We start from the raw sequence: 18683 nt of genomic DNA, 5'->3' as shown, positions 1-18683 counted from the left end.
ATAGGGATATTTTCATTTATATTGATGCACGATACGCCCCACCTTTTATCAGAAATAAGAAAAGCACGCTAATGCATCACTTGATTTAATTCATAAATAGATTATCATTAGAAAGACTGAAATCTCATTACAAGCTGACAAGCGTACCATTGTCGTTGGCGGTGGACGTTTTTATTGCGACAACTAGAAGGAGCTACTAACATGAACCCATTACAAAAACGTTTTTCCCTAATTAGAGGTAAGTTCTTCGAGAGGGTCATCGACCGGATTACCCCTGAACTGACAGATATTCAACCCGAAGGATTTAATAATAATATTCACTGGCATCTTGGCCATACATTATTTGTAACGGAAAAGTTCTTGCTTGACCATCCGGCAGCAGGTAACTTGCCCGCCAATTACGCTGAATTCTTTGCTCAAGGAACCAGTCCTGCTGATTGGACGGATGAAGTCCCTTCTGTTGAAGTATTAATTGAGCAATTTAAAGAACAGCTTGATCGTCTTCTTGCCATTCCTGAAGAGCGTTTGGCCGAAAAACTCGAAGAACCATTCAAAGGGTTCGAAACATATGGGGAAATGGTGAACCTTGCCCTCTTCCATGAAACTTACCATATGGGCCAAATTCATGCGATGCTACGTGTGATTCACGCTGCAAAATGACATAAACAGAAGCCCCCGCTATCCTAAGCGGGGGCTTCTTACTTTTCTCATGTCAATTGATCATTAATGAAATTACTATAGGCTTGTTCCGCAGCCGCTTCTGATGAAAATAATGCATCATCATCTTCAATCGTATGAAAGGTATCGTTCAGGAATAAAGCGACTGCATTAGGATCTTTCGGATGCTGCACAATTTCTGCAGCCCTTACGTTTGAAACTGAGGGAACGTGCGGATTATTATAAATGACAAACACCTCATCGCCAACTTGTACTTCTTTTGCATTAATAACGTCCATTACATTCTTCCTTTCCTTAGGGATTTACTTAGTTTATGGATAATGAACGAAATTATTTATTGGAAAGATAAACCTGATCATACAAAAAAAGAACCCTCCATGATGGAAGGGAGCAGCATCTTTCACTTGAGCATATTCATCTTCTGTAAGAATCCAATCGGGTGCTGCTTGCGGAAGAACTCTTTCAACATATAGGCAATCCCGTCATCATCGTTCGAGCGGGTGACCCATTTGGCAGCTTTTTTGACTTCAGGGTCCGCATTTCCCATGGCAACACCCAAACCTGATCCCGCGATCATCTCTATATCATCCAGTCCGTCCCCAATCGATACGATTTCGGTCCGCTTCACGCCTAAATGATCCGCTAAATACAAAACGCCACTCCATTTTGAAACACCTCTCGGAACGATTGTCAGCCTGTGCCCAGGATTTGTAGTCACTTCAACTTCCGGAAACATGTCTTTTACCAGTTTGTGCATTTCCACTTGATCTTTCTGCTCAGTAAATATGATATCAACTTTTGTCGGGGACATAGGATGATCCATAAGCTCTTCGCTTATGTCATCCACATAGTTTTGGGCATAAATGTTTTGGTCATTCGTATACATGACCGTTTTACCGAGTAAGTTTTCCGGGAGATTAACTCGATTGCCAAGGGAGTACTTTTCATGATGGAGCATTATTTGGGAATTGGTCTTCTCCAGCATTTGCACGAGTTCCACGGTCAATTCTTCTGACATTCTTTTTACCATGATGGGTTTCTCGATGGATGCACCGACAAAAGCTCCGTGTTGGGCAACAATCATTGGATTTATTTTTAGGGCTTTGGCCACTTTTTTGGCAGAATGGTAGTTTCTTGACGTTACAAGTGCAACATGGACACCCTTATCGTGAACATACTCAATGGCCTCTTTGGTCGATTTATTTAAACGGCCATTGGACTGAAGCAATGTTCCATCAATGTTAACCGCTAATAGACGATATACCATGTAGATCTCCCCCATCTGTAATATCCTCTTTCAAATTTATGACTAAAATTTGTAGAGTAGAACAGGATTAGTTTGTCTTTCTTTTTCAAAAAAACTCCTTCGCCATAAGGCAAAGGAGTTTTTTTGGTATTATTGCTGTTCAGCTGGTCCGTATAAATCTTCTAGTGGCTTCATGATGATTTTGTTAAGGTCGGCAATGACCATGCTCATCCGTTGTTCCGCTTCCATCAATTGAGAAATCGTTGGGTTCTGTTGAACAAGTTGCACAGTTTTTTGAGCTTGTGCCACTTCTTCGGGATCAATTTCCTGCCCCATCATTTGCTTTTGTTGCAATGTCATCTGCAAGTTACGGAAGTTTTCGAACATCCCTTTCGTAGCTGGGTCTGAATTGACTAAATCATATAACCGTTGCAAGTCTGCATATTCATTGCTTGATCGAATCGCTTTTTCCATTTCATATGCTGCATCATACACGTTACTCATAAAATTTTCCCCTCCCGGTAATCATTGTATTCCTACACCTTTCCCACTATAACAAATCCCTTTACTAATTACACGTCATCCTAATAAAACGGTCACAAATCCTTGGAATAGACCGATGATCCCACCAAGCAGGGCACCTAGATATGTGATCATCGATAATTCCTTCTTAGTGATGGAGACAACCATTTGCTCCAATCGTGAAACGGAAAAGGAAGATACCTGTTCCTCCACGATATCATCCAAATGCAGTCGTTGGAAGAGTGGCTGGAAATGGACAATTAAATAGTCCGCGGCTTTTTCAACAAAAATCGGAACGCCTTTGTTGACGATGGTATCCGCAAAACTAGCCGTCAGTTCACGAACCGGTTTTTCCATGATGGAAGCGACCGGAATCCATTCTCCCGTTTTTTCTGTAATCAGCGTGCGGATCGTGTCTTTTCCAATTAATCCTTCCACTTTCTCCATATCCCACTTTTCAAGGTTTCTCAACTCTTTTTCCATCATGACCGATAATAAGTCGACCGTCCGGGATTGATCAAAGAATTTAATGATCTCAGGCTGAATCTTATCGATTAACTTTTCATTTCCGATAAACATTTGAATCAAGTTAATCATTTTTCCTCGCTCTTTGAAAAAATCATCAAGCATTTCTTCGAGTCGTCCCTTGCCATCGGCACTGTTGAAGTATTCTTTCCCCTTCGTTACGATATATTTCGAAATGTCCGGGATTGATTTCACCGCTTTTTGCTGGATATTCAAAGGAATGATGTCTTGTAGACTCTTTCCTCGGTTTTCCGCTGCCCATGTTTCGTATTTACCAAGGACGAATGTCTGTAAACGCTGTTCCATTGTCAGGGAAGAATTCTTCATCCCCAATTGGTCCAACAGTTGTGCCGTACTTTTTTCCGTGGACAACGCCTTCTTCACTTCTGACTGTACGAAAATCTTCATATTCTTTATAGAGGCATCATTGATAACCTTACTTTGAATGCTCTCGGGTGTGATTAAATGTTCGACGACCAATTTCCCTAACTGCTTGGCTAACTCATCCTGCCGCTTCGGAATTAAACCCGGTGTCAACGGCACCTGCTTTCCAAAAATAAATATGGGCTTATAGGGTCTGAACAGCATGCGGATTGCCAATAAATTGGTGAACCCTCCTATGACTGCACCGACAACGACCATAAACAGTATTTTTACCCACAACTCATCCATGATGTTTTTCTCCTTTTATTGCTTGAAATAGGGGCTATATGACACGTTCTACTTTGAAAAACATAGAATGTGATATCCACTTTTGCCCATCATTTAATTATAAAAGGATATCAAACTTAGTGCAAACGGGGAATTATTATGACCTTGAAATACCAAAAAGTTTTTATTACGGTAAATTCAGCTGCTACAAGAAAGAAGGCACTGTTGTTTGTCGAAGAAAAACTATTTCAGGAATGGGACCTTCAATATGGAGAACCTCTTACTCTCATTGCCGGACGGCGTTCTGTCCCGGTACTTGTCCAAACATTCGCCTCACCGGAATCCACCATAAAGATCTCACATGATACGAACCAATTCTTATCTCTGCCTCCCTTCTCGGGGCCGGTCTCCGTTTCCTTTCATGCAGAGGAGAGAACGTTGCAAATAGCGCCTTTCCTTGCCGTCCTCATTAACCAGGGGCCCTTGCAGAGCGGCACATTCGGTGAAATGGAACCATTTTATCAGGAGATGATAGCCTATTGTAATCAAAAAGGCTTTCCTTTCTTTTTGGCAAAACCACAGCCACTTGCGGACGGGATCCTTACAGGATATTGGCCAGGGGCGAATGGGTGGGAGACCCTTGAGCTCCCCATTCCTGATGTGTTTTACAATCGGATCCACTCCCGGAAGGTGGAAGGAACACCACTATTCGAAAACTTTTCAACGGAATTGAAATCCCTTGCCATTCCCATGTTCAACGGGCGGTTCCTTTCCAAGCATGATGTGCATGAGCTTCTGCTCTCAGATTATATCCTGCTTCCACATTTACCCGAGACGGTGATGTTTAATGAACAGGAACCCTTCATGACATTTTTAGATAAGCATCCAGTAAGCTATCTAAAGCCCTCGACAGGCAGTCAGGGGCGGAATATCTGCAAGCTGACCGAATCATCGGGCAGATGGGTAATCGAGCATGCCGGAACAGAAAACAATATCCATACTATCGAAACGAAGGAGAAATTATTCTCAGCCTTGAAAAAGTTTTGCCGGAATCAAGCTTACATCCTTCAAAAGGGGATTTCCTTATTCGAGATCGATCAGAAATTAGTGGATTTCCGCATCCTGCTTCATAAAAACGGACAGCATCAATGGAAGGTCACCTCCATGGTTGCACGAATCGGGGATTCGGGAAATATCGTTTCCAACCTCGCACAAGGTGGTGTCATGAAGAACGGTTTCGACTTTTTAAAAGAGATCGTGGATCACCAAGAAGCCAAACGTTTATATCAAAGCCTCATCCGTTTAGCCAAGAAGACGGCAGTTGCGCTTGATGACAACCATCCGGAATTATTCGGGGAGCTGGGTATCGATTTAGCCCTTGATAGTAACAAGCATCCTTGGATCATAGAAGTGAATTCGAAGCCCTCAAAAAAATTCCAAGGTACCTATGAAACATTCCGGCCATCTGTAAAGTCGATTATTGAGTTTATGTATGCGATAAATGAGTGAAGACCATCCATAAAAGGAGTTGCTGGCACGTGTTAATAGGGCTAATGTCCACGAAAGATACACAAGAAAATCATTATTTCACCGAGCTAGCCAAGACGGCTAAAACCCTTGGCATGAATGTTTGTAAGTTCGTACCGGAAAATATGGACGTTGATTCGAAGAAAATCAAGGGCGAGCGCTTTGATGGGGAAAAAGAAGTTTGGCTTCCTGCTTCACTTGACCTTCCTGATTTTGTATATGACCGTTGTTTTCATGGCATTTCCCGTGAGCACAATGATATACGTGAGAAAATAAATTGGTTAAAAGAAAACTCGAATTTTCTTGGGCTTGGCCTCCCTGGCAAATGGGATGTTTACCGAACATTGAAAACCAATCCCCTGCTTCAAGCCTTTTTCCCAGAGACGGAGCGGGTCACGACACCTGAGCAAATAATCGAGCACATGGAACGCCTGGAAAAAATCATCATTAAGCCCGAGTTTGGATCAGGCGGTCTTGGCATTTACCTTCTGACGAAAACTAAGGAAGGCACAACCGTGTCCATGACCAAAAAAGGAACGAAATATGACCGCCAATTCGAATCAAAATCGCAACTGAATAAATGGCTACAGCACTTATTAACTCGCTATAGTTACCTATGTCAACCTTATTTAGAATTGAGCAACCAGAAGAACGAACCATTCGACTTACGGATTTTGCTTCAGAAAAACGAAAAAAACCAGTGGCTGGAACGGGGGCGGGGCATTCGTCTTGGGAAACAAGATCATATCACTTCCAATCTGACGACTGGCGGAGAGGCCTTATCGCTTGAAGACTTCATGAAAAAGAATCCTGATTCCATCCCGGTAACCGTCGAACAAACCATCCAGCATATCCTCCGGACTCTCCCTGTGGAGACGGAAGGCGCTTTTCAAAGGCTATTCGAACTTGGAATCGATTTAGGCATCGATAAGGCGGGGAAAATTTGGATCTTGGACATTAACTCCAAGCCCGGAAGAAAAATCATCCAAACACTCCAACCAGAGTCCATGAAAGAAATTTATCAAGCCCCGTTCAAATATTGCCAATATTTATCCGAACATCTTCTGAAAGCAGGTGAATGACCCATGCGAAAGACATACCCTGCAGAGATTGCCAACATCCCCGGCCACGTCCTTTTTTATCCGTCTGACCTTGGGGAACTGGGGGATATCGAATTAATTTATTTTGGGCAGCATTCCTGCCCTGCAGCCGTCAAGCCAAATCCAGCCATCAAGCAATCAATCGTACTCTCGAATAGTCTTGCAGATTCTTTGATGTTCAACGAGATCGATACTCCCCTTCATTTATTTATATACGGGAAGAGCCTTCATATCGGCCCGCTCATTGGAATTTTCTCATCAGGCTTCACAGGCATTTCCAATAAACCGCTTGGGGAACGTTCCGGCTTTTTTTCGAAATTACTTTCTCTCAGTCAAACAACCGGTTGTATCCCCTTTGTTTTCGGTGAGAATGTCATCAATTGGGATCAAGAAACGATTAAAGGATATGTATATGAGAAGGAAAACTGGCAGATCAACGAATTCCCTTTTCCCAACGTCGTATATGACCGGCTTCCCAACCGAATGACGGAAAACCGTGAGGGGCCAAAGGAAGTGAAGCAAAAGTTCCAAAAGGAATATAAGATTCCTTGGTACAATCCTGGTTTCTTCAATAAATGGGATGTTTACGAACGGTTGAATGCGGATGATCGGGCTTTGCCATTTTTACCGGAGACCTACCCTTTTCAATCTCTATCCGTCGTCGAGACGCTTCTGTCGCATTATCGCCAAGTCTATATCAAACCCATTCATGGTAGCCTTGGCCTCGGCATTCATCAAATTCTGTATGATAAGCATGAAAATGTCTACTATTGCCGGTATAAAAATGAGGAACAGGAAAACAAATTACAAAAGTTCTCCACACTCGAATCCATCCTCAAACATGTATTTCATAATCGACCGCTTGAGAACCTGATCGTTCAACAAGGCATCCCGTTAATCCGCTCTTCAAAGCGGCCAGTGGATTTCAGGGTCCATACGAACAAGGACAGCAATGGGGTTTGGCAAGTGACGGCCATCGCCGCAAAAGTTTCCGGGGCTGGCAGTGTGACGACCCATATTAAAAGCGGCGGGGTCATCAAGACGGTTGCCGAACTATACGGAGATGACGAAGAAGCTAAACGGATCGAGGAAAAGCTATCAGAAGCCGCTCTTATATTAAGTGAAAGCATCGAGGAGCACCTAGATGGCATCATAGGAGAAATCGGCTTCGATTTCGGATTGGATAAAAAAGGGCAAGTATGGATGTTCGAAGCTAATTCTAAACCAGGCCGTTCTATCTTTTCCCATCCAAAGTTAAAGGAATTTGAACTTTTAACCAGGAAGCTCAGCCTTGATTATGCCATTTATCTTACCGAACAGACGATTTCACAAACGATTGGTACACAGAAATGAACATTTTTTATGATGTTCCCTCTGAGAGATGGAGCCATAACGAGGAAGATATGCAGCTATATGCGGGAGCCGCGAATGAGGAAATCCCTTTTAAGCAGGACACCCAGGATCAGGCACTTTTTCCGATTACTTTATTTCCGGGAAACCGGGTGCTAGTCGTTGGTATCTTGACCTCTCTAGATCCAAAGAAGGAATCAGGTATAGGGGGGAATTTGACACTTTTTCAGAATTTATCTCAATATTTATCGAATCATGGGATATTGGCCTATGTATTCACGGTTGAATCCTTGCTTTCCAACTACATGAAAGGCTTCATCTTTTCTTCACAAACGAACACATGGAATGAGGTAAAATTACCACTGCCCGATATCGTTTATAATCGCATTCCCAAAAGGGGATTCGAAGCATCGGAAAGTTTTCAAGAACTCCTTTCCTTTTTTAAAGAACATCGCATCACTTTATTCAACCCTCATTTTTTGGATAAGTACTTGATGTACGAAGCATTGACGGAAGATGGATCTCTAGCCCGCCATCTTCCATCGACCATAGACCTATCCGACCCTACCCAACTAGCGGACTTCTTACATTTCCACAAACATATTTATTTGAAACCATGCAAAGGAAGCCAAGGTAAGGGCATCTACACCCTGCTAGAAAAACCTGATGGCACCCTCCAATTCAATAGCCTGAAACATCAGGAATTGTACCCTGATTTCTCCGCGTTTTGGGAAGCCAATAAGGCGTCGCTCAAAAAGAGGGGGTATCTGGCCCAACGAGCGGTCATTCCAAAGAAACTGAATGGACACCGATACGATTACCGTATTCTTGTTCATTATGAAAATGGGTTTTATAAAGTGACCGGCAAGGGCGTGAGGATGTCGCAAACCCAGGAAATCACAACCCATACGCCAAGGGGGGGAAAGCTTTTTCCCTATCAGCAGCTACAAACGAGGCCGTTAAACAGGAAGTTGGCGAACATTGCGCAAAGATGTGGAATCATCCTCTCCAGGAAGTTTGGCTTTCTTGGGGAATTCTCCATTGATATCGGGGAAGATACATCCGGTGCTCTATTCATTTATGAAGTCAATTCAAAACCCATGCAATTTGATGAAGAGGAAATTGAAGCGAGCCGCCTACTACATTTAAAAAACCTGTTCATTGAATTAACTTTTCCGAATCACATAAGAAAATAACCTCCATCCTGCTTTTTCCATTATAATGAAATGAGAAACAGCGATATGGAGGTTATACATATGATTACGCATTTTCAATGGAAGCCGTTGCACAAGAATTTACCTGGCTGGAAGATTTCCTTTTACTTCAATAAATTGGCCGTCCAAGCCCTCTATCATAAAGATGGGTCCATTGAGTGGTTAACCAATCCGCCTGTAGAGTCAGAGGAAGAAAAACTCAAGGGCATGATTCATGATTTAATGGTGTACCACGTGTACGACTAAATAGAATAAAGAATCCCTCTTTGGCTAACACTAATAAAAAGCCAAGGAGGGAGTTCATTTGGATAAAGAAAAGATTACATTTCTGAAGGATACCGAGTATGACGGTAAGGATTCTGTATATCTCGATATCGATCGTATCATCAATGAAGGACTTGCTGGCGGAAACGTCTATGAAGCCGCGGACACCTTGAACATTGAGGAAGCCCATGACTTTCATGATGAAACGGAACCGAACATCAATAAAGATTGAAAACAAGAGCTTCCCTTATGGGCGGCTCTTTACTTGATTTCTTGATAGCCGAATATTTCTAGATTCACTTGGCTAAAGGCTCTTTCAAGATTTGCTTCGTATTCTTTCCTATCTTCTACGTTTTTGCCATGAACCTGGATTTCCTCAATCAAGCTTGCTCGGCAATCATCTAAAGATATCATTTCTTCCACACAAAAGTTACGCATGATTTGCGCTTTTAAATAGTCCGTAAAATGCTCAACTGTACCAAACAATGATATGGCCCCCTATGATAGCTGTCCTGTCTAATTAACAGGATTCTTTTTGAATGTTGTCCAATATGGACTTGTAAAAAACAAAAAACAACTTCCCATTCAGAAGTTGTTAGAGTGCAAACGAAACATAACAAAAATGACCATGATTCCCCATTTTTCTACAAAAATAAGAAAGCATGTTCTTGCTAATTTTTCGCACTTAACACCCCCTATCCTCGTAGGTTTCTGGCGTTGTGCTAAAAACGGGCAGGTCTCCTGGCTCATGATCATCGCTTTTCGAACCTTCCCATCTTTTCTTGCAAAAAAGACAGTGGCATTCCTTCGAATCGCTCTCATTTACAGTTGCGGGACAGCGTCGGATTCTAACCGACTTCCCTTTTAAGCAGATAAGCTACATGTTCTTATCTGCACCCATTTCTAGACGAAATACTATTTTTCAGTTTAACTGTATCAAATTTTCACTAGGATTACAATGAGGCTCCCGCCTTGTTCTTCGACCCTATCCCCCATCCTCTTATTCATCATTTCTTCCTTTCCTCTGAATACAACCTACTCTCTTTCAGTATCGATGTAATGATATGCTCCGAATCCCATTCATGACCGGATATCTCGATAAGCGGATACCGATTAGGCAACACGTTTTGCTGAATTTCATGGACTTCCAATCCTTGATCATGCAAACGCAAAATTTCACCGCGCAGATTTTCCAAGTAGCTGAGCTTTCTTTCAAACATTTCCTTCCCGTTCGGGACATACCCGGCGTGGCAGCAAAAGACCTCTACAAAATCATACCGAAGCAGTTTCTTGATGGATTCCATGATGAACGGAATTGATTCCTCCCTTAAAACGAGCTTTGTTTTCGGCGTTACAAACAGGTCACCCGAAAACAGCATGCCATTACTATGATTCAGGTAAACCATATGGTCCCTCGAATGCCCTGGTGTAAAGATTGGCTCCCATGTTTGAGTGCGTGAATGGACGACCCCTCCCAATGGTTCTGCCTTGAAGGCATCCCTGTCTCCCCAAAAAACTCTGCGGTAATCGGGATATTCGGCATCCTTTGCACAAATATCGAGGGACATCGGATGAATATAGATGGGGACGTTCCTATGTTCCTGTATCCATGCGGCCCCACCCGTATGGTCTTCATGATAATGCGTCAGCGCCACCATATCATAATCAGCGGTTTCAAAGAATGGAGTAAGTTCCTTCAACAAGATTTTTGCCCCCGTATCAACTAACATGCCATCGGTTAAGAACACATTCACGCTCATGCCTGATTTGTTTCCTTCCGGTGTCCCTTTTACGCAAACCACATCGTTTATCGTTTTCATTTCCAGCATGACTTTCCACTCCAATCATTTTTTTGGAAAACCTCATCATCCTTTATTTTCTAATTCACTTACAATAAATGTATTATCTCTCCATACTTTTTACAAGTATAATATTTTTTCTAATGATGGGAGTGATCAAAGTCCATATTCTTACGCAGACAGGCCATGTAAGATCCGGGACGTTCCGTGTAACTTAGCAAATGGCCACTATAATCTGGGCAAGTAGATCGTTTGATTCATAATCTTGATAAAATTCAAAAAATAATTGACATTACTGTATTTAACAAATAATATAGATTATATTAAAAAAATAATAAAATACTAAAATAGTAATTAACTTATCAAGAGTGACTGAGGGACCAGGCCCTATGACGTCCGGCAACCGCCCCACATCGGGAATGGTGCCCCTTCCTGCAGAATGAAATACCATTCTGAAAGATAAGACGGGATATAATTTCGCTGCCTCTTTCTGAATGATAGAGGTAGCTTTTTTATGTATAAGGAGGATAGCATCATGATTGAAATTCGTTCAGTTCGAAAGGAATATATCTCGAAGAATACCCGAGTTATCGGAGTGGATAATGTATCTTTAACCATTCAAACGGGGGAGGTTTATGGGATTGTCGGGTATAGCGGCGCGGGAAAGAGTTCATTGATTCGCTGTCTGAATCTTCTTGAGCGTCCGACCAATGGTAGCATCATCATCGATGGCGTCGACTTAACAACCTTATCAAGCCAGGAGCTTCGCAAACAACGCCAGAAAATCGGCATGATATTTCAGCATTTTTCCCTAGTCAGTTCCAAAACGGTTTTTGACAATATCTCCTTCGCCTTGAAAGCCGCCCATCAACCAAAGGAGGTCATTACTAACCGCGTTCTGGAACTTTTGGATATCGTTGGCCTTCGGGATAAAAAAGATGTTTATCCGGCTCAACTCAGTGGCGGACAAAAACAGCGGGTAGGCATTGCACGGGCCTTAGCGAATGACCCTACCGTCCTATTATGTGATGAAGCGACATCAGCCCTTGATCCAACCACTACGAAGTCGATCTTACAGTTGTTGAAAAAGATCAATAAAGAACTGGGCATCACCATCGTGCTGATCACCCATGAAATGGAAGTGGTCAAGGAACTGTGCCATCGTGTCTCCGTCATGCAAGATGGACGAATTATTGAAGATGGCCCTGTTTATGAAATATTTTCACAACCCAAACAAGAACTGACTAAGCAGTTCATCAGTAGCGTATTGGATTTTGAACTTCCTCCCCACCTTATTAGGGAAAACAAAGGAACGATTATCAAAATACAATTTGAAGGGCAAACCGCTGGTGAATCGATTCTCTCGGATACTCTACAAAACTATTCTGTCAGAGGGAATATCCTGCACGGGAAAATTGAATATATCCAGGATGTCCCTCTAGGAATCTTGATCATCGAATTGATTGGTGAGCCTGAAGAAGTGCAAGTAGCCCTTGAATACATAATAAGCCGGACCCGATCCGTGGAGGTGTTAAATCATGTCACTGCTTGATTCCATCATCAATATTTTGCCTGACCTTAATAAAGCCTTTCTGGAAACGATTTATATGGTCGGAATTTCCCTTGCGGTTGCCCTCCTGATTGGACTGCCTCTAGGAGTGTTGCTGTTTACGACGACCAGGAATTTGTTCTTTGAACATATCACGTTGAATCGGTCCCTCGGTTTCGTGGTCAATCTAGTCCGCTCGATTCCGTTTATCATTCTTTTAGTCGCTTTGCTTCCTTTAACCGAATTCCTTACCGGGTCAACGATTGGACCGCTAGCGGCTTCCGTTTCCCTATCAGTCTCCGCCATACCTTTTTTCGCTAGGATCGTAGAATCTGCATTGAGAGAAATAGATAAGGGAGTGATCGAAGCCGCGATTGCCGTGGGCGCTTCCCCATGGATGATCATCAAGGATGTGCTTCTTCCTGAAGCAAGGCCTGGAATCATCCAAGGCGTGACATTAACGACGATATCACTCATCGGCTTCTCGGCTATGGCAGGAACAATCGGCGGAGGAGGAATCGGTGACCTCGCGATTCGTTTCGGCTATTACCGTTATGACAACACGATCATGATCACAACGGTGGTCGTTCTGATCTGTCTTGTCCAAATCATCCAAATGATAGGCGATAAGGCCTCTCACTATGTAAACAAACGATAAGATTCATGAATGTTAACGATGACACTACATTAAACAAGGAGGAATTTTTCGTGAAAAAAATCACTTCATTATTATCTATATGTGCATTAGCCCTTGGGTTGTCAGCTTGCGGAAATGACGATGCGACAACTAAAACGGAGGACAAAAAAGAATTAAAAATTGGGGCAACGACTGGCCCTTATGCCGACATGGTGATAGAGGCCATACAACCCGGACTTGAAGACCTTGGCTACAAAGTGGACATCGTCGAATTCAGTGATTATATCCAGCCGAATAAATCACTTGGTAATGGTTCGATCGATGCCAACCTCTTTCAGCATAAAGTGTATATGGATAATTTCGCAAAGGAACATGATTTAGAACTCTCTGACCTTATTATTGTTCCAACGGCACCGATGGGCATTTACTCCACGGAATACAAATCATTGGCCGATATTAAAGATGGTGCGACCATCGCCGTTCCCAATGACCCAGTCAACCTCTCCCGTGCACTTAAAGTTTTATTGGATGAGGGCCTGATTGAAGTGGATCCGGATGTTGACCCATTAAGAATATCTGAGAAAGATGTAACAAAGAATCCGAAGAACATTCAATTCGAACCACTGGAATCGGCACAATTACCTCGTGCAACGGACAGTGTTGACCTATCGGCCGTTCCTGGTAATTTTGCGATTGCCGCCAAAATGGACCTTCAAGATGCTCTTGCTTTAGAAAACATGCCAGATACGTATCGCAATGTCGTGGCTGTAAACACTAAGGATAAAGACGCCCAATTTGCAAAAGATATCAAATCAGTTGTAGAAAGTGCCGAATTTGAAAAGGTGATTGATGACAAGTTCCAAGGCTTCGGTAAACCCGATTGGATGAAATAAGGAAACAGCAAGTATGGGTCTGCTCCTGTCTGGGGCAGGCCTTTACTGATTAACAATACCTATGAACGCAGTCATTGTTTTCTTTTCCGCTTTGCCCTTTTTGGATATAATGGAATGGAAAGAAGGTGAACATGATGCTTAATAAGCTTAAACATACATTCCCAAACTCCCTTTCAGATAAAAAAGATGCACAGGACATCTCGGCATATTTCTGGTTGGAAGATCCATTCGGCCATACAATTGGCATTCCCCGCTCAGACATATCGGCGGAGGAAATCCGTTTGCTTACGCTACTCTTTGACACTCCATCACTCCAAAGTCCAAACACCTCCACTACCCAAACTACTTGGAATGATTTTTTATTTGGGCCGCGTGCCTCCCAGCCCCTAACGAACTGGGAGAATGTCCGGTTCACCTACTTTAACCTGGCCCATGGGGATTTTTCACACGATCATTTCGAGGAAGCGATTCTCTCATTCGTACCATCCGATTCCATCCTGGTCTGGGAGAATGGAACGGCGGGAACCTTAATTGAATCAGACATGGATGAACCCTTATCGACGCATGATTTTCTCGCCATCTCATCTACACTCGAGAGTGACTTTTACGTGAAGATCAGGGTCTATGCCGGTCGATTTCACCCTGTCGATGCGGACCTTCATCACCATCTGATACAAGAGAGAAAATGTTTCACACTTTCTTTGCTCCATCTATCCGATGTTAAGGTGACGGAATTACCCATTATTATCCCCTACGCACTCATGAATGCCTGTACTGACATGGATAAAAGATGGTACATCAATGAATTGCTTGGCAAGACGCGGCAGGATCATGAATTGATCAAAACGGTTAAAACGTATATCGAATGTAATTCCAACGCCTCATTGGCAGCTAAACAACTTTATATCCATCGGAACAGCCTGCAATACAGGATAGATAAATTCGCTGAAAAAACAGGACTGGATGTACGGAATTTTCCGCATGCTTTGGCTGCCTACCTCCTCATTCTCTTAAATGAGCAAAAAGGATAATTATCCCTTTTGTGCAGTGTGCCCATATTTATTTCAGTATTGATAGAGTAGACTATAAATATCATTACGAATTTAGGAGTTTAAGAGGAGGAATAGTTCATGGCAGAGTTAGTATTGGATCATATCTTCAAGATTTATGATAATAAGGTGACAGCCGTTAAAGACTTCAACCTTAGCGTGGCCGATAAGGAATTCATTGTTTTCGTCGGACCCTCGGGGTGTGGAAAGTCGACCACTTTAAGGATGATTGCCGGCCTTGAGGACATCTCCCAAGGGGATCTTTTTATAGATGGCAAGCGGGTCAATGATGTGCCTCCAAAAGATCGGGACATTGCGATGGTTTTCCAGAACTACGCTTTATATCCTCATATGACCGTCTATGACAATATGGCTTTTGGACTGAAGCTAAGGAAAACGCCGAAGAAGGAAATCAAGCAACGCGTCCATGATGCTGCCAAGATCCTTGGACTTGAAGACTTCTTACAACGGAAGCCTAAAGCCCTTTCTGGCGGGCAGCGCCAGCGTGTGGCACTTGGAAGGGCCATTGTCCGGGATGCCAAAGTCTTCTTGATGGATGAGCCCCTTTCCAACCTTGATGCAAAACTTCGGGTACAAATGCGCGCAGAAATCGCTAAACTGCACAAACGGATCAATACAACAACCATTTATGTCACCCATGACCAAACAGAAGCCATGACCATGGCCACCCGGCTTGTAGTCATGAAGGATGGCATCATCCAGCAGGTGGGCGCACCGAAGGATGTCTATGAAAAGCCTGTAAATGTTTTCGTAGGCGGATTCATCGGCTCACCTGCCATGAACTTCTTTACGGGTACCTTGCAGGATGGATTCATTCAAATTGGGGAGCAAACACTTGAGGTGCCTCCTTTCAAAATGGATACGCTTCGTAATCAAGGCTATATCGGAAAAGACATCATTCTTGGCATCCGGCCTGAGGATTTCCATAACGAAGAAACGTTCATTTCCGCATCGCCCACTTCAACATTCACGGCTCAAGTCGATGTGGCCGAGCTAATGGGTGCCGAAATCATGCTCTATTCGACATTCGCAGGACAGGACTTTGTTGCCCGGGTGGATGCCAAACATCTCATCCAGGCTGGTGATGCCATTGACCTGGCCCTTGATATGAATAAAACCCATTTCTTCGATAAAGAGTCCGAGCAACGCATTTTTGACGAAGAATCAGAAATGGAAGGCAACCAGCAAACGAAGATGGCTTAAGTAATTACTTTTTGATTTTGATTTGCATACAAATGAGGGAAGCCTTATCGACCAAGGCTTCCCTCAACTTATTTCTCAAATCGAACCAATGTCTTTTCAGGCATTTCAATCGAATCAACATTCAATGTATCCATTTTTAACGTTAACTCACCTACTCGTTTTTCTTTCTCCTCCCCTACCCAGCAACTATACAATTCGAAATACTGATCTTTTTCAAGATAGTCATTCATCATTTCGCATAATGCTGTAAGCTTCTTTTTTGATTCAAAACACTGGCTTGGACTCATATCTTTTGAAATTTCAATTCCCCAGTCGGATGACACTTCATAAACAAACTTTGCCGTGAATTGATACTTTTTCACATGTTGTTTGTCGTACTTACTTGAAAAACAATCTCCAATCTGAATTAAGGCGTTATGCTCCCCATCTTCACAAGGAAGGAGTTCCACGTTACACCCAATATAGCTCGCTAAACTCACATTACATGCTCCTTTATACTCCTCTTTTCCTCGATATATGGACGATTCGCCGAACTATTCTATTCCAAAAACTTACCTCATCCACTTCTATCGACCCGCTCCACGTTTCTTTTTCAGCTTCATTATCCTGCGTCTAATCGCCTGCCTACCACGAAGCAATAAGACTTTAAAATATGGCATTCACGTTCATCACTTCATAAAGATTCATGAGGTAGTCCTCCCATCCAAGGTAGGGATCTAATTAGCCCAACGCTTCTTCAACATTCCATTCAACTTTTCAGATCCGAACAGCATGGCCATCACATAAACCAGAGCAAAGTACGGAAATACATCAAGCGTAGTGTACGAAGCAATTAACCCTAGAAAGGGCGGCAAAAGGGTGGTCCCCGTGTATGCCACAGCCATTTGATACCCTATGATGGACGGTGAATGGGTTTTACCGAACCTGGCGGGGGTCTCATGAATCATGCAAGGATAAATGGGGCCCAGGCCCAATCCGACTATAATAAAACCGACAAGCGACATCGTAACCGGCAAGGGCAGGATAAGGAGTACCGTCCCAATAAGTGCTGCAATCTGTCCCAATCGGATCATCAGCTGATGGTTGGTGACCTTCAAAAGTATAAATCCTGTTATAAGCCGTCCTAGCATAATACCCGTATAGAAAAAAGAGACTCCTTGAGCGGCCAAAGCAGCTGACATGCCCTTGCTATTCACAAGATAGCTGCTTCCCCACAGTCCTAACGTTGATTCAACGCCGCAATAGAAAAAGAACGTGAACAATGCATACTTGACTCCTTTGATTTTAAGCGGCCTTTCCTTGGATACCCGTTCTTCCAAGTAATCCGGATTCACTGTGCTACCTTCATCGATTGGCACCCTCCGAGAGACTAGCTTCCATAATGGAAGGGTTAACACGAGTAAAAGGGCTAGGGTGAACTGGATATAGGAAATGGTTACATAACCAGCTCTCCATGTGCCTTGATTAGCCATATAATAAGACATCATGATGGGTCCTATGCTTGTCCCCACTCCCCAAAAGCAATGAAGCCAGTTCATATGATGGGCTTTATAATGCAACGCCACGTAGTTATTCAGCGCAGCGTCGATAGCTCCTGCACCCAGCCCCAAAGGGATCGCACAGATAATAAGCCAATCCAGAGAGGGAGAATAGGCAATGCCAAATAAGGCCACCGCTGTCAGGGCCACACTTATACACGTGACCTTTCCCGTCCCCAGTCGTTTATTTAGCCAGCCGCTAGCCAGGCTTGAGAAAATGGTCCCTGCTGCAACAATCATATAAAGTAAGCCCGCAGTCTCCAGTGGCTGGTCATAATCAGACTGCATGACCGGCCAGGCAGCACCCAGTAAGGAATCTGGAAGACCCAGGCTTATGAAAGCCAAGTAAATCATAACCAATAAGAGCATTGCCAAAGGATACCACCCTACTTTCCATTCTCGACGAATAACTCATTACCATAACATTATACGGCGAGACAAGCCCACTATCCCTCTATTTTTCCACTATGAATTTCCAAATCCGAGTTTAGGTAACCTCCTCTTCTTGAAATAACGATCCACAAAAAAGAGACTTCTTCATTTTCATGAAAAAGTCTCGATCATTAATTATTCTTAGATCTCACCCTATTATTCAAGAACTCTATTCCTGTACCAAAATCACTTCATCGTGTCCGCAGTTGGGGCACTTCATAATATGCGGGCATTGTCCCTTTTGAAGGGATTCGGGAAAACCGTCATTTTTTTTCAATGTATCAATATCCATATAAGCACTGTAATCATCGGCATAATCCATCAATTTCCCTTGATCTTCAAGGTCACTACTGCATTTAGGGCATTCTAAATGCATTTTTCTAAGACCATTGCATAGTGGACATAAAGACATGACCATTCCTCCTGTTCGATTTATCTAGTTTAAGTATTCGTTTATTCCATCATTTTAACACATTAAAACATCC

Annotated in this window: 21 protein-coding genes and 2 riboswitches; of the genes, 12 read left to right on the top strand and 9 right to left on the bottom strand. The window is 43.0% G+C overall.

The genetic code is table 11. The features are described from left to right. Positions 1-201: 201 nt before the first annotated feature. Positions 202-660 (top strand): DinB family protein, encoded by a 459-nt coding sequence (locus tag ACIQXH_RS11255; RefSeq protein ID WP_402955670.1) that lies wholly within the window; start codon positions 202-204, stop codon positions 658-660. 47 nt (positions 661-707) lie between these two features. Here the strand turns inward: ACIQXH_RS11255 and ACIQXH_RS11250 are convergent, their stop codons facing one another. The 4 genes from ACIQXH_RS11250 to ACIQXH_RS11235 form a co-directional block, all read right to left on the bottom strand. Then, complete coding sequence (locus ACIQXH_RS11250) at positions 708-956, bottom strand: transcriptional regulator SplA domain-containing protein (protein WP_402867683.1); 249 nt, start codon at positions 954-956, stop codon at positions 708-710. 122 nt (positions 957-1078) lie between these two features. After that, positions 1079-1945, bottom strand: a complete 867-nt coding sequence (locus ACIQXH_RS11245; protein WP_402867682.1) for a Cof-type HAD-IIB family hydrolase — start codon at positions 1943-1945, stop codon at positions 1079-1081. A gap of 129 nt (positions 1946-2074) precedes the next feature. After that, the gene (locus tag ACIQXH_RS11240) at positions 2075-2428 is read right to left on the bottom strand and encodes a YlbF/YmcA family competence regulator (RefSeq protein ID WP_402867681.1); all 354 of its coding nucleotides are present in this window, start codon (positions 2426-2428) and stop codon (positions 2075-2077) included. Positions 2429-2503: 75 nt separating this feature from the next. After that, the gene (locus ACIQXH_RS11235) at positions 2504-3643 is read right to left on the bottom strand and encodes a DUF445 domain-containing protein (protein ID WP_402867680.1); all 1140 of its coding nucleotides are present in this window, start codon (positions 3641-3643) and stop codon (positions 2504-2506) included. Between the two features lie 138 nt (positions 3644-3781). Here ACIQXH_RS11235 and ACIQXH_RS11230 point away from each other — a divergent pair, with 138 nt between their 5' ends. Genes ACIQXH_RS11230 through ACIQXH_RS11205 form a run of 6 tightly spaced genes read left to right on the top strand, consistent with a single transcriptional unit; the run spans position 3782 to position 9309 of the window. After that, on the top strand, positions 3782-5131 hold the full coding sequence (locus ACIQXH_RS11230; protein ID WP_402867679.1) for a YheC/YheD family endospore coat-associated protein: 1350 nt from the start codon (positions 3782-3784) through the stop codon (positions 5129-5131). A gap of 29 nt (positions 5132-5160) precedes the next feature. Then, the gene (locus tag ACIQXH_RS11225; protein ID WP_402867678.1) at positions 5161-6231 is read left to right on the top strand and encodes a YheC/YheD family endospore coat-associated protein; all 1071 of its coding nucleotides are present in this window, start codon (positions 5161-5163) and stop codon (positions 6229-6231) included. A gap of 3 nt (positions 6232-6234) precedes the next feature. Next, positions 6235-7602, top strand: coding sequence for a YheC/YheD family endospore coat-associated protein (locus ACIQXH_RS11220; RefSeq protein WP_402867677.1), 1368 nt, complete (start codon positions 6235-6237; stop codon positions 7600-7602). Positions 7603-7652: 50 nt separating this feature from the next. After that, positions 7653-8795: a YheC/YheD family endospore coat-associated protein gene (locus ACIQXH_RS11215; RefSeq protein ID WP_402955655.1), complete on the top strand. Its 1143-nt coding sequence runs from the start codon at positions 7653-7655 to the stop codon at positions 8793-8795. Between the two features lie 60 nt (positions 8796-8855). Next, positions 8856-9059, top strand: coding sequence for a YheE family protein (locus ACIQXH_RS11210; RefSeq protein ID WP_402867675.1), 204 nt, complete (start codon positions 8856-8858; stop codon positions 9057-9059). Between the two features lie 58 nt (positions 9060-9117). Next, positions 9118-9309: a hypothetical protein gene (locus ACIQXH_RS11205; RefSeq protein ID WP_402867674.1), complete on the top strand. Its 192-nt coding sequence runs from the start codon at positions 9118-9120 to the stop codon at positions 9307-9309. A 29-nt stretch (positions 9310-9338) separates the two neighbouring features. Here ACIQXH_RS11205 and ACIQXH_RS11200 read toward each other — a convergent pair whose 3' ends face one another. After that, positions 9339-9563, bottom strand: coding sequence for a hypothetical protein (locus ACIQXH_RS11200; RefSeq protein WP_402867673.1), 225 nt, complete (start codon positions 9561-9563; stop codon positions 9339-9341). A gap of 228 nt (positions 9564-9791) precedes the next feature. Then, positions 9792-9993, bottom strand: a riboswitch (cobalamin riboswitch). A gap of 91 nt (positions 9994-10084) precedes the next feature. After that, on the bottom strand, positions 10085-10906 hold the full coding sequence (locus ACIQXH_RS11195; protein WP_402867672.1) for an MBL fold metallo-hydrolase: 822 nt from the start codon (positions 10904-10906) through the stop codon (positions 10085-10087). A gap of 326 nt (positions 10907-11232) precedes the next feature. Continuing rightward, a riboswitch (SAM riboswitch) is annotated at positions 11233-11342 on the top strand. A gap of 69 nt (positions 11343-11411) precedes the next feature. Between ACIQXH_RS11195 and ACIQXH_RS11190 the strand changes: the two genes are divergently transcribed. The 5 genes from ACIQXH_RS11190 to ACIQXH_RS11170 all read left to right on the top strand — a co-directional run bounded on the left by ACIQXH_RS11190 (position 11412) and on the right by ACIQXH_RS11170 (position 16228). Continuing rightward, positions 11412-12428: a methionine ABC transporter ATP-binding protein gene (locus tag ACIQXH_RS11190; RefSeq protein ID WP_403123523.1), complete on the top strand. Its 1017-nt coding sequence runs from the start codon at positions 11412-11414 to the stop codon at positions 12426-12428. Further along, complete coding sequence (locus tag ACIQXH_RS11185; RefSeq protein ID WP_402867670.1) at positions 12415-13083, top strand: methionine ABC transporter permease; 669 nt, start codon at positions 12415-12417, stop codon at positions 13081-13083. Before ACIQXH_RS11190 ends, ACIQXH_RS11185 begins: the two co-directional genes overlap by 14 nt. A 50-nt stretch (positions 13084-13133) precedes the next feature. Next, positions 13134-13955 carry a MetQ/NlpA family ABC transporter substrate-binding protein gene (locus ACIQXH_RS11180; RefSeq protein WP_403123518.1) on the top strand — a complete coding sequence of 274 codons (822 nt, stop codon included), beginning with the start codon at positions 13134-13136 and terminating at the stop codon, positions 13953-13955. 134 nt (positions 13956-14089) lie between these two features. After that, positions 14090-14986, top strand: a complete 897-nt coding sequence (locus ACIQXH_RS11175) for a PucR family transcriptional regulator (RefSeq protein WP_403123515.1) — start codon at positions 14090-14092, stop codon at positions 14984-14986. Positions 14987-15085: 99 nt separating this feature from the next. After that, positions 15086-16228, top strand: coding sequence for an ABC transporter ATP-binding protein (locus ACIQXH_RS11170; RefSeq protein WP_402955631.1), 1143 nt, complete (start codon positions 15086-15088; stop codon positions 16226-16228). A 68-nt stretch (positions 16229-16296) separates the two neighbouring features. Here the strand turns inward: ACIQXH_RS11170 and ACIQXH_RS11165 are convergent, their stop codons facing one another. The 3 genes from ACIQXH_RS11165 to ACIQXH_RS11155 all read right to left on the bottom strand — a co-directional run bounded on the left by ACIQXH_RS11165 (position 16297) and on the right by ACIQXH_RS11155 (position 18610). Next, positions 16297-16707 (bottom strand): hypothetical protein, encoded by a 411-nt coding sequence (locus ACIQXH_RS11165; RefSeq protein ID WP_403123512.1) that lies wholly within the window; start codon positions 16705-16707, stop codon positions 16297-16299. A gap of 237 nt (positions 16708-16944) precedes the next feature. Next, a complete protein-coding gene (locus ACIQXH_RS11160) occupies positions 16945-18141 on the bottom strand; it encodes an MFS transporter (protein WP_403123509.1) in 1197 nt (398 codons plus the stop codon). A gap of 226 nt (positions 18142-18367) precedes the next feature. After that, a complete protein-coding gene (locus tag ACIQXH_RS11155; protein WP_402867664.1) occupies positions 18368-18610 on the bottom strand; it encodes a hypothetical protein in 243 nt (80 codons plus the stop codon). Positions 18611-18683: the final 73 nt, after the last annotated feature.

It is taken from the genome of Peribacillus sp. NPDC097225, from assembly GCF_044761955.1.
Classification (GTDB): domain Bacteria; phylum Bacillota; class Bacilli; order Bacillales; family DSM-1321; genus Peribacillus.
This window is presented reverse-complemented; position numbering and strand designations above follow the sequence as displayed.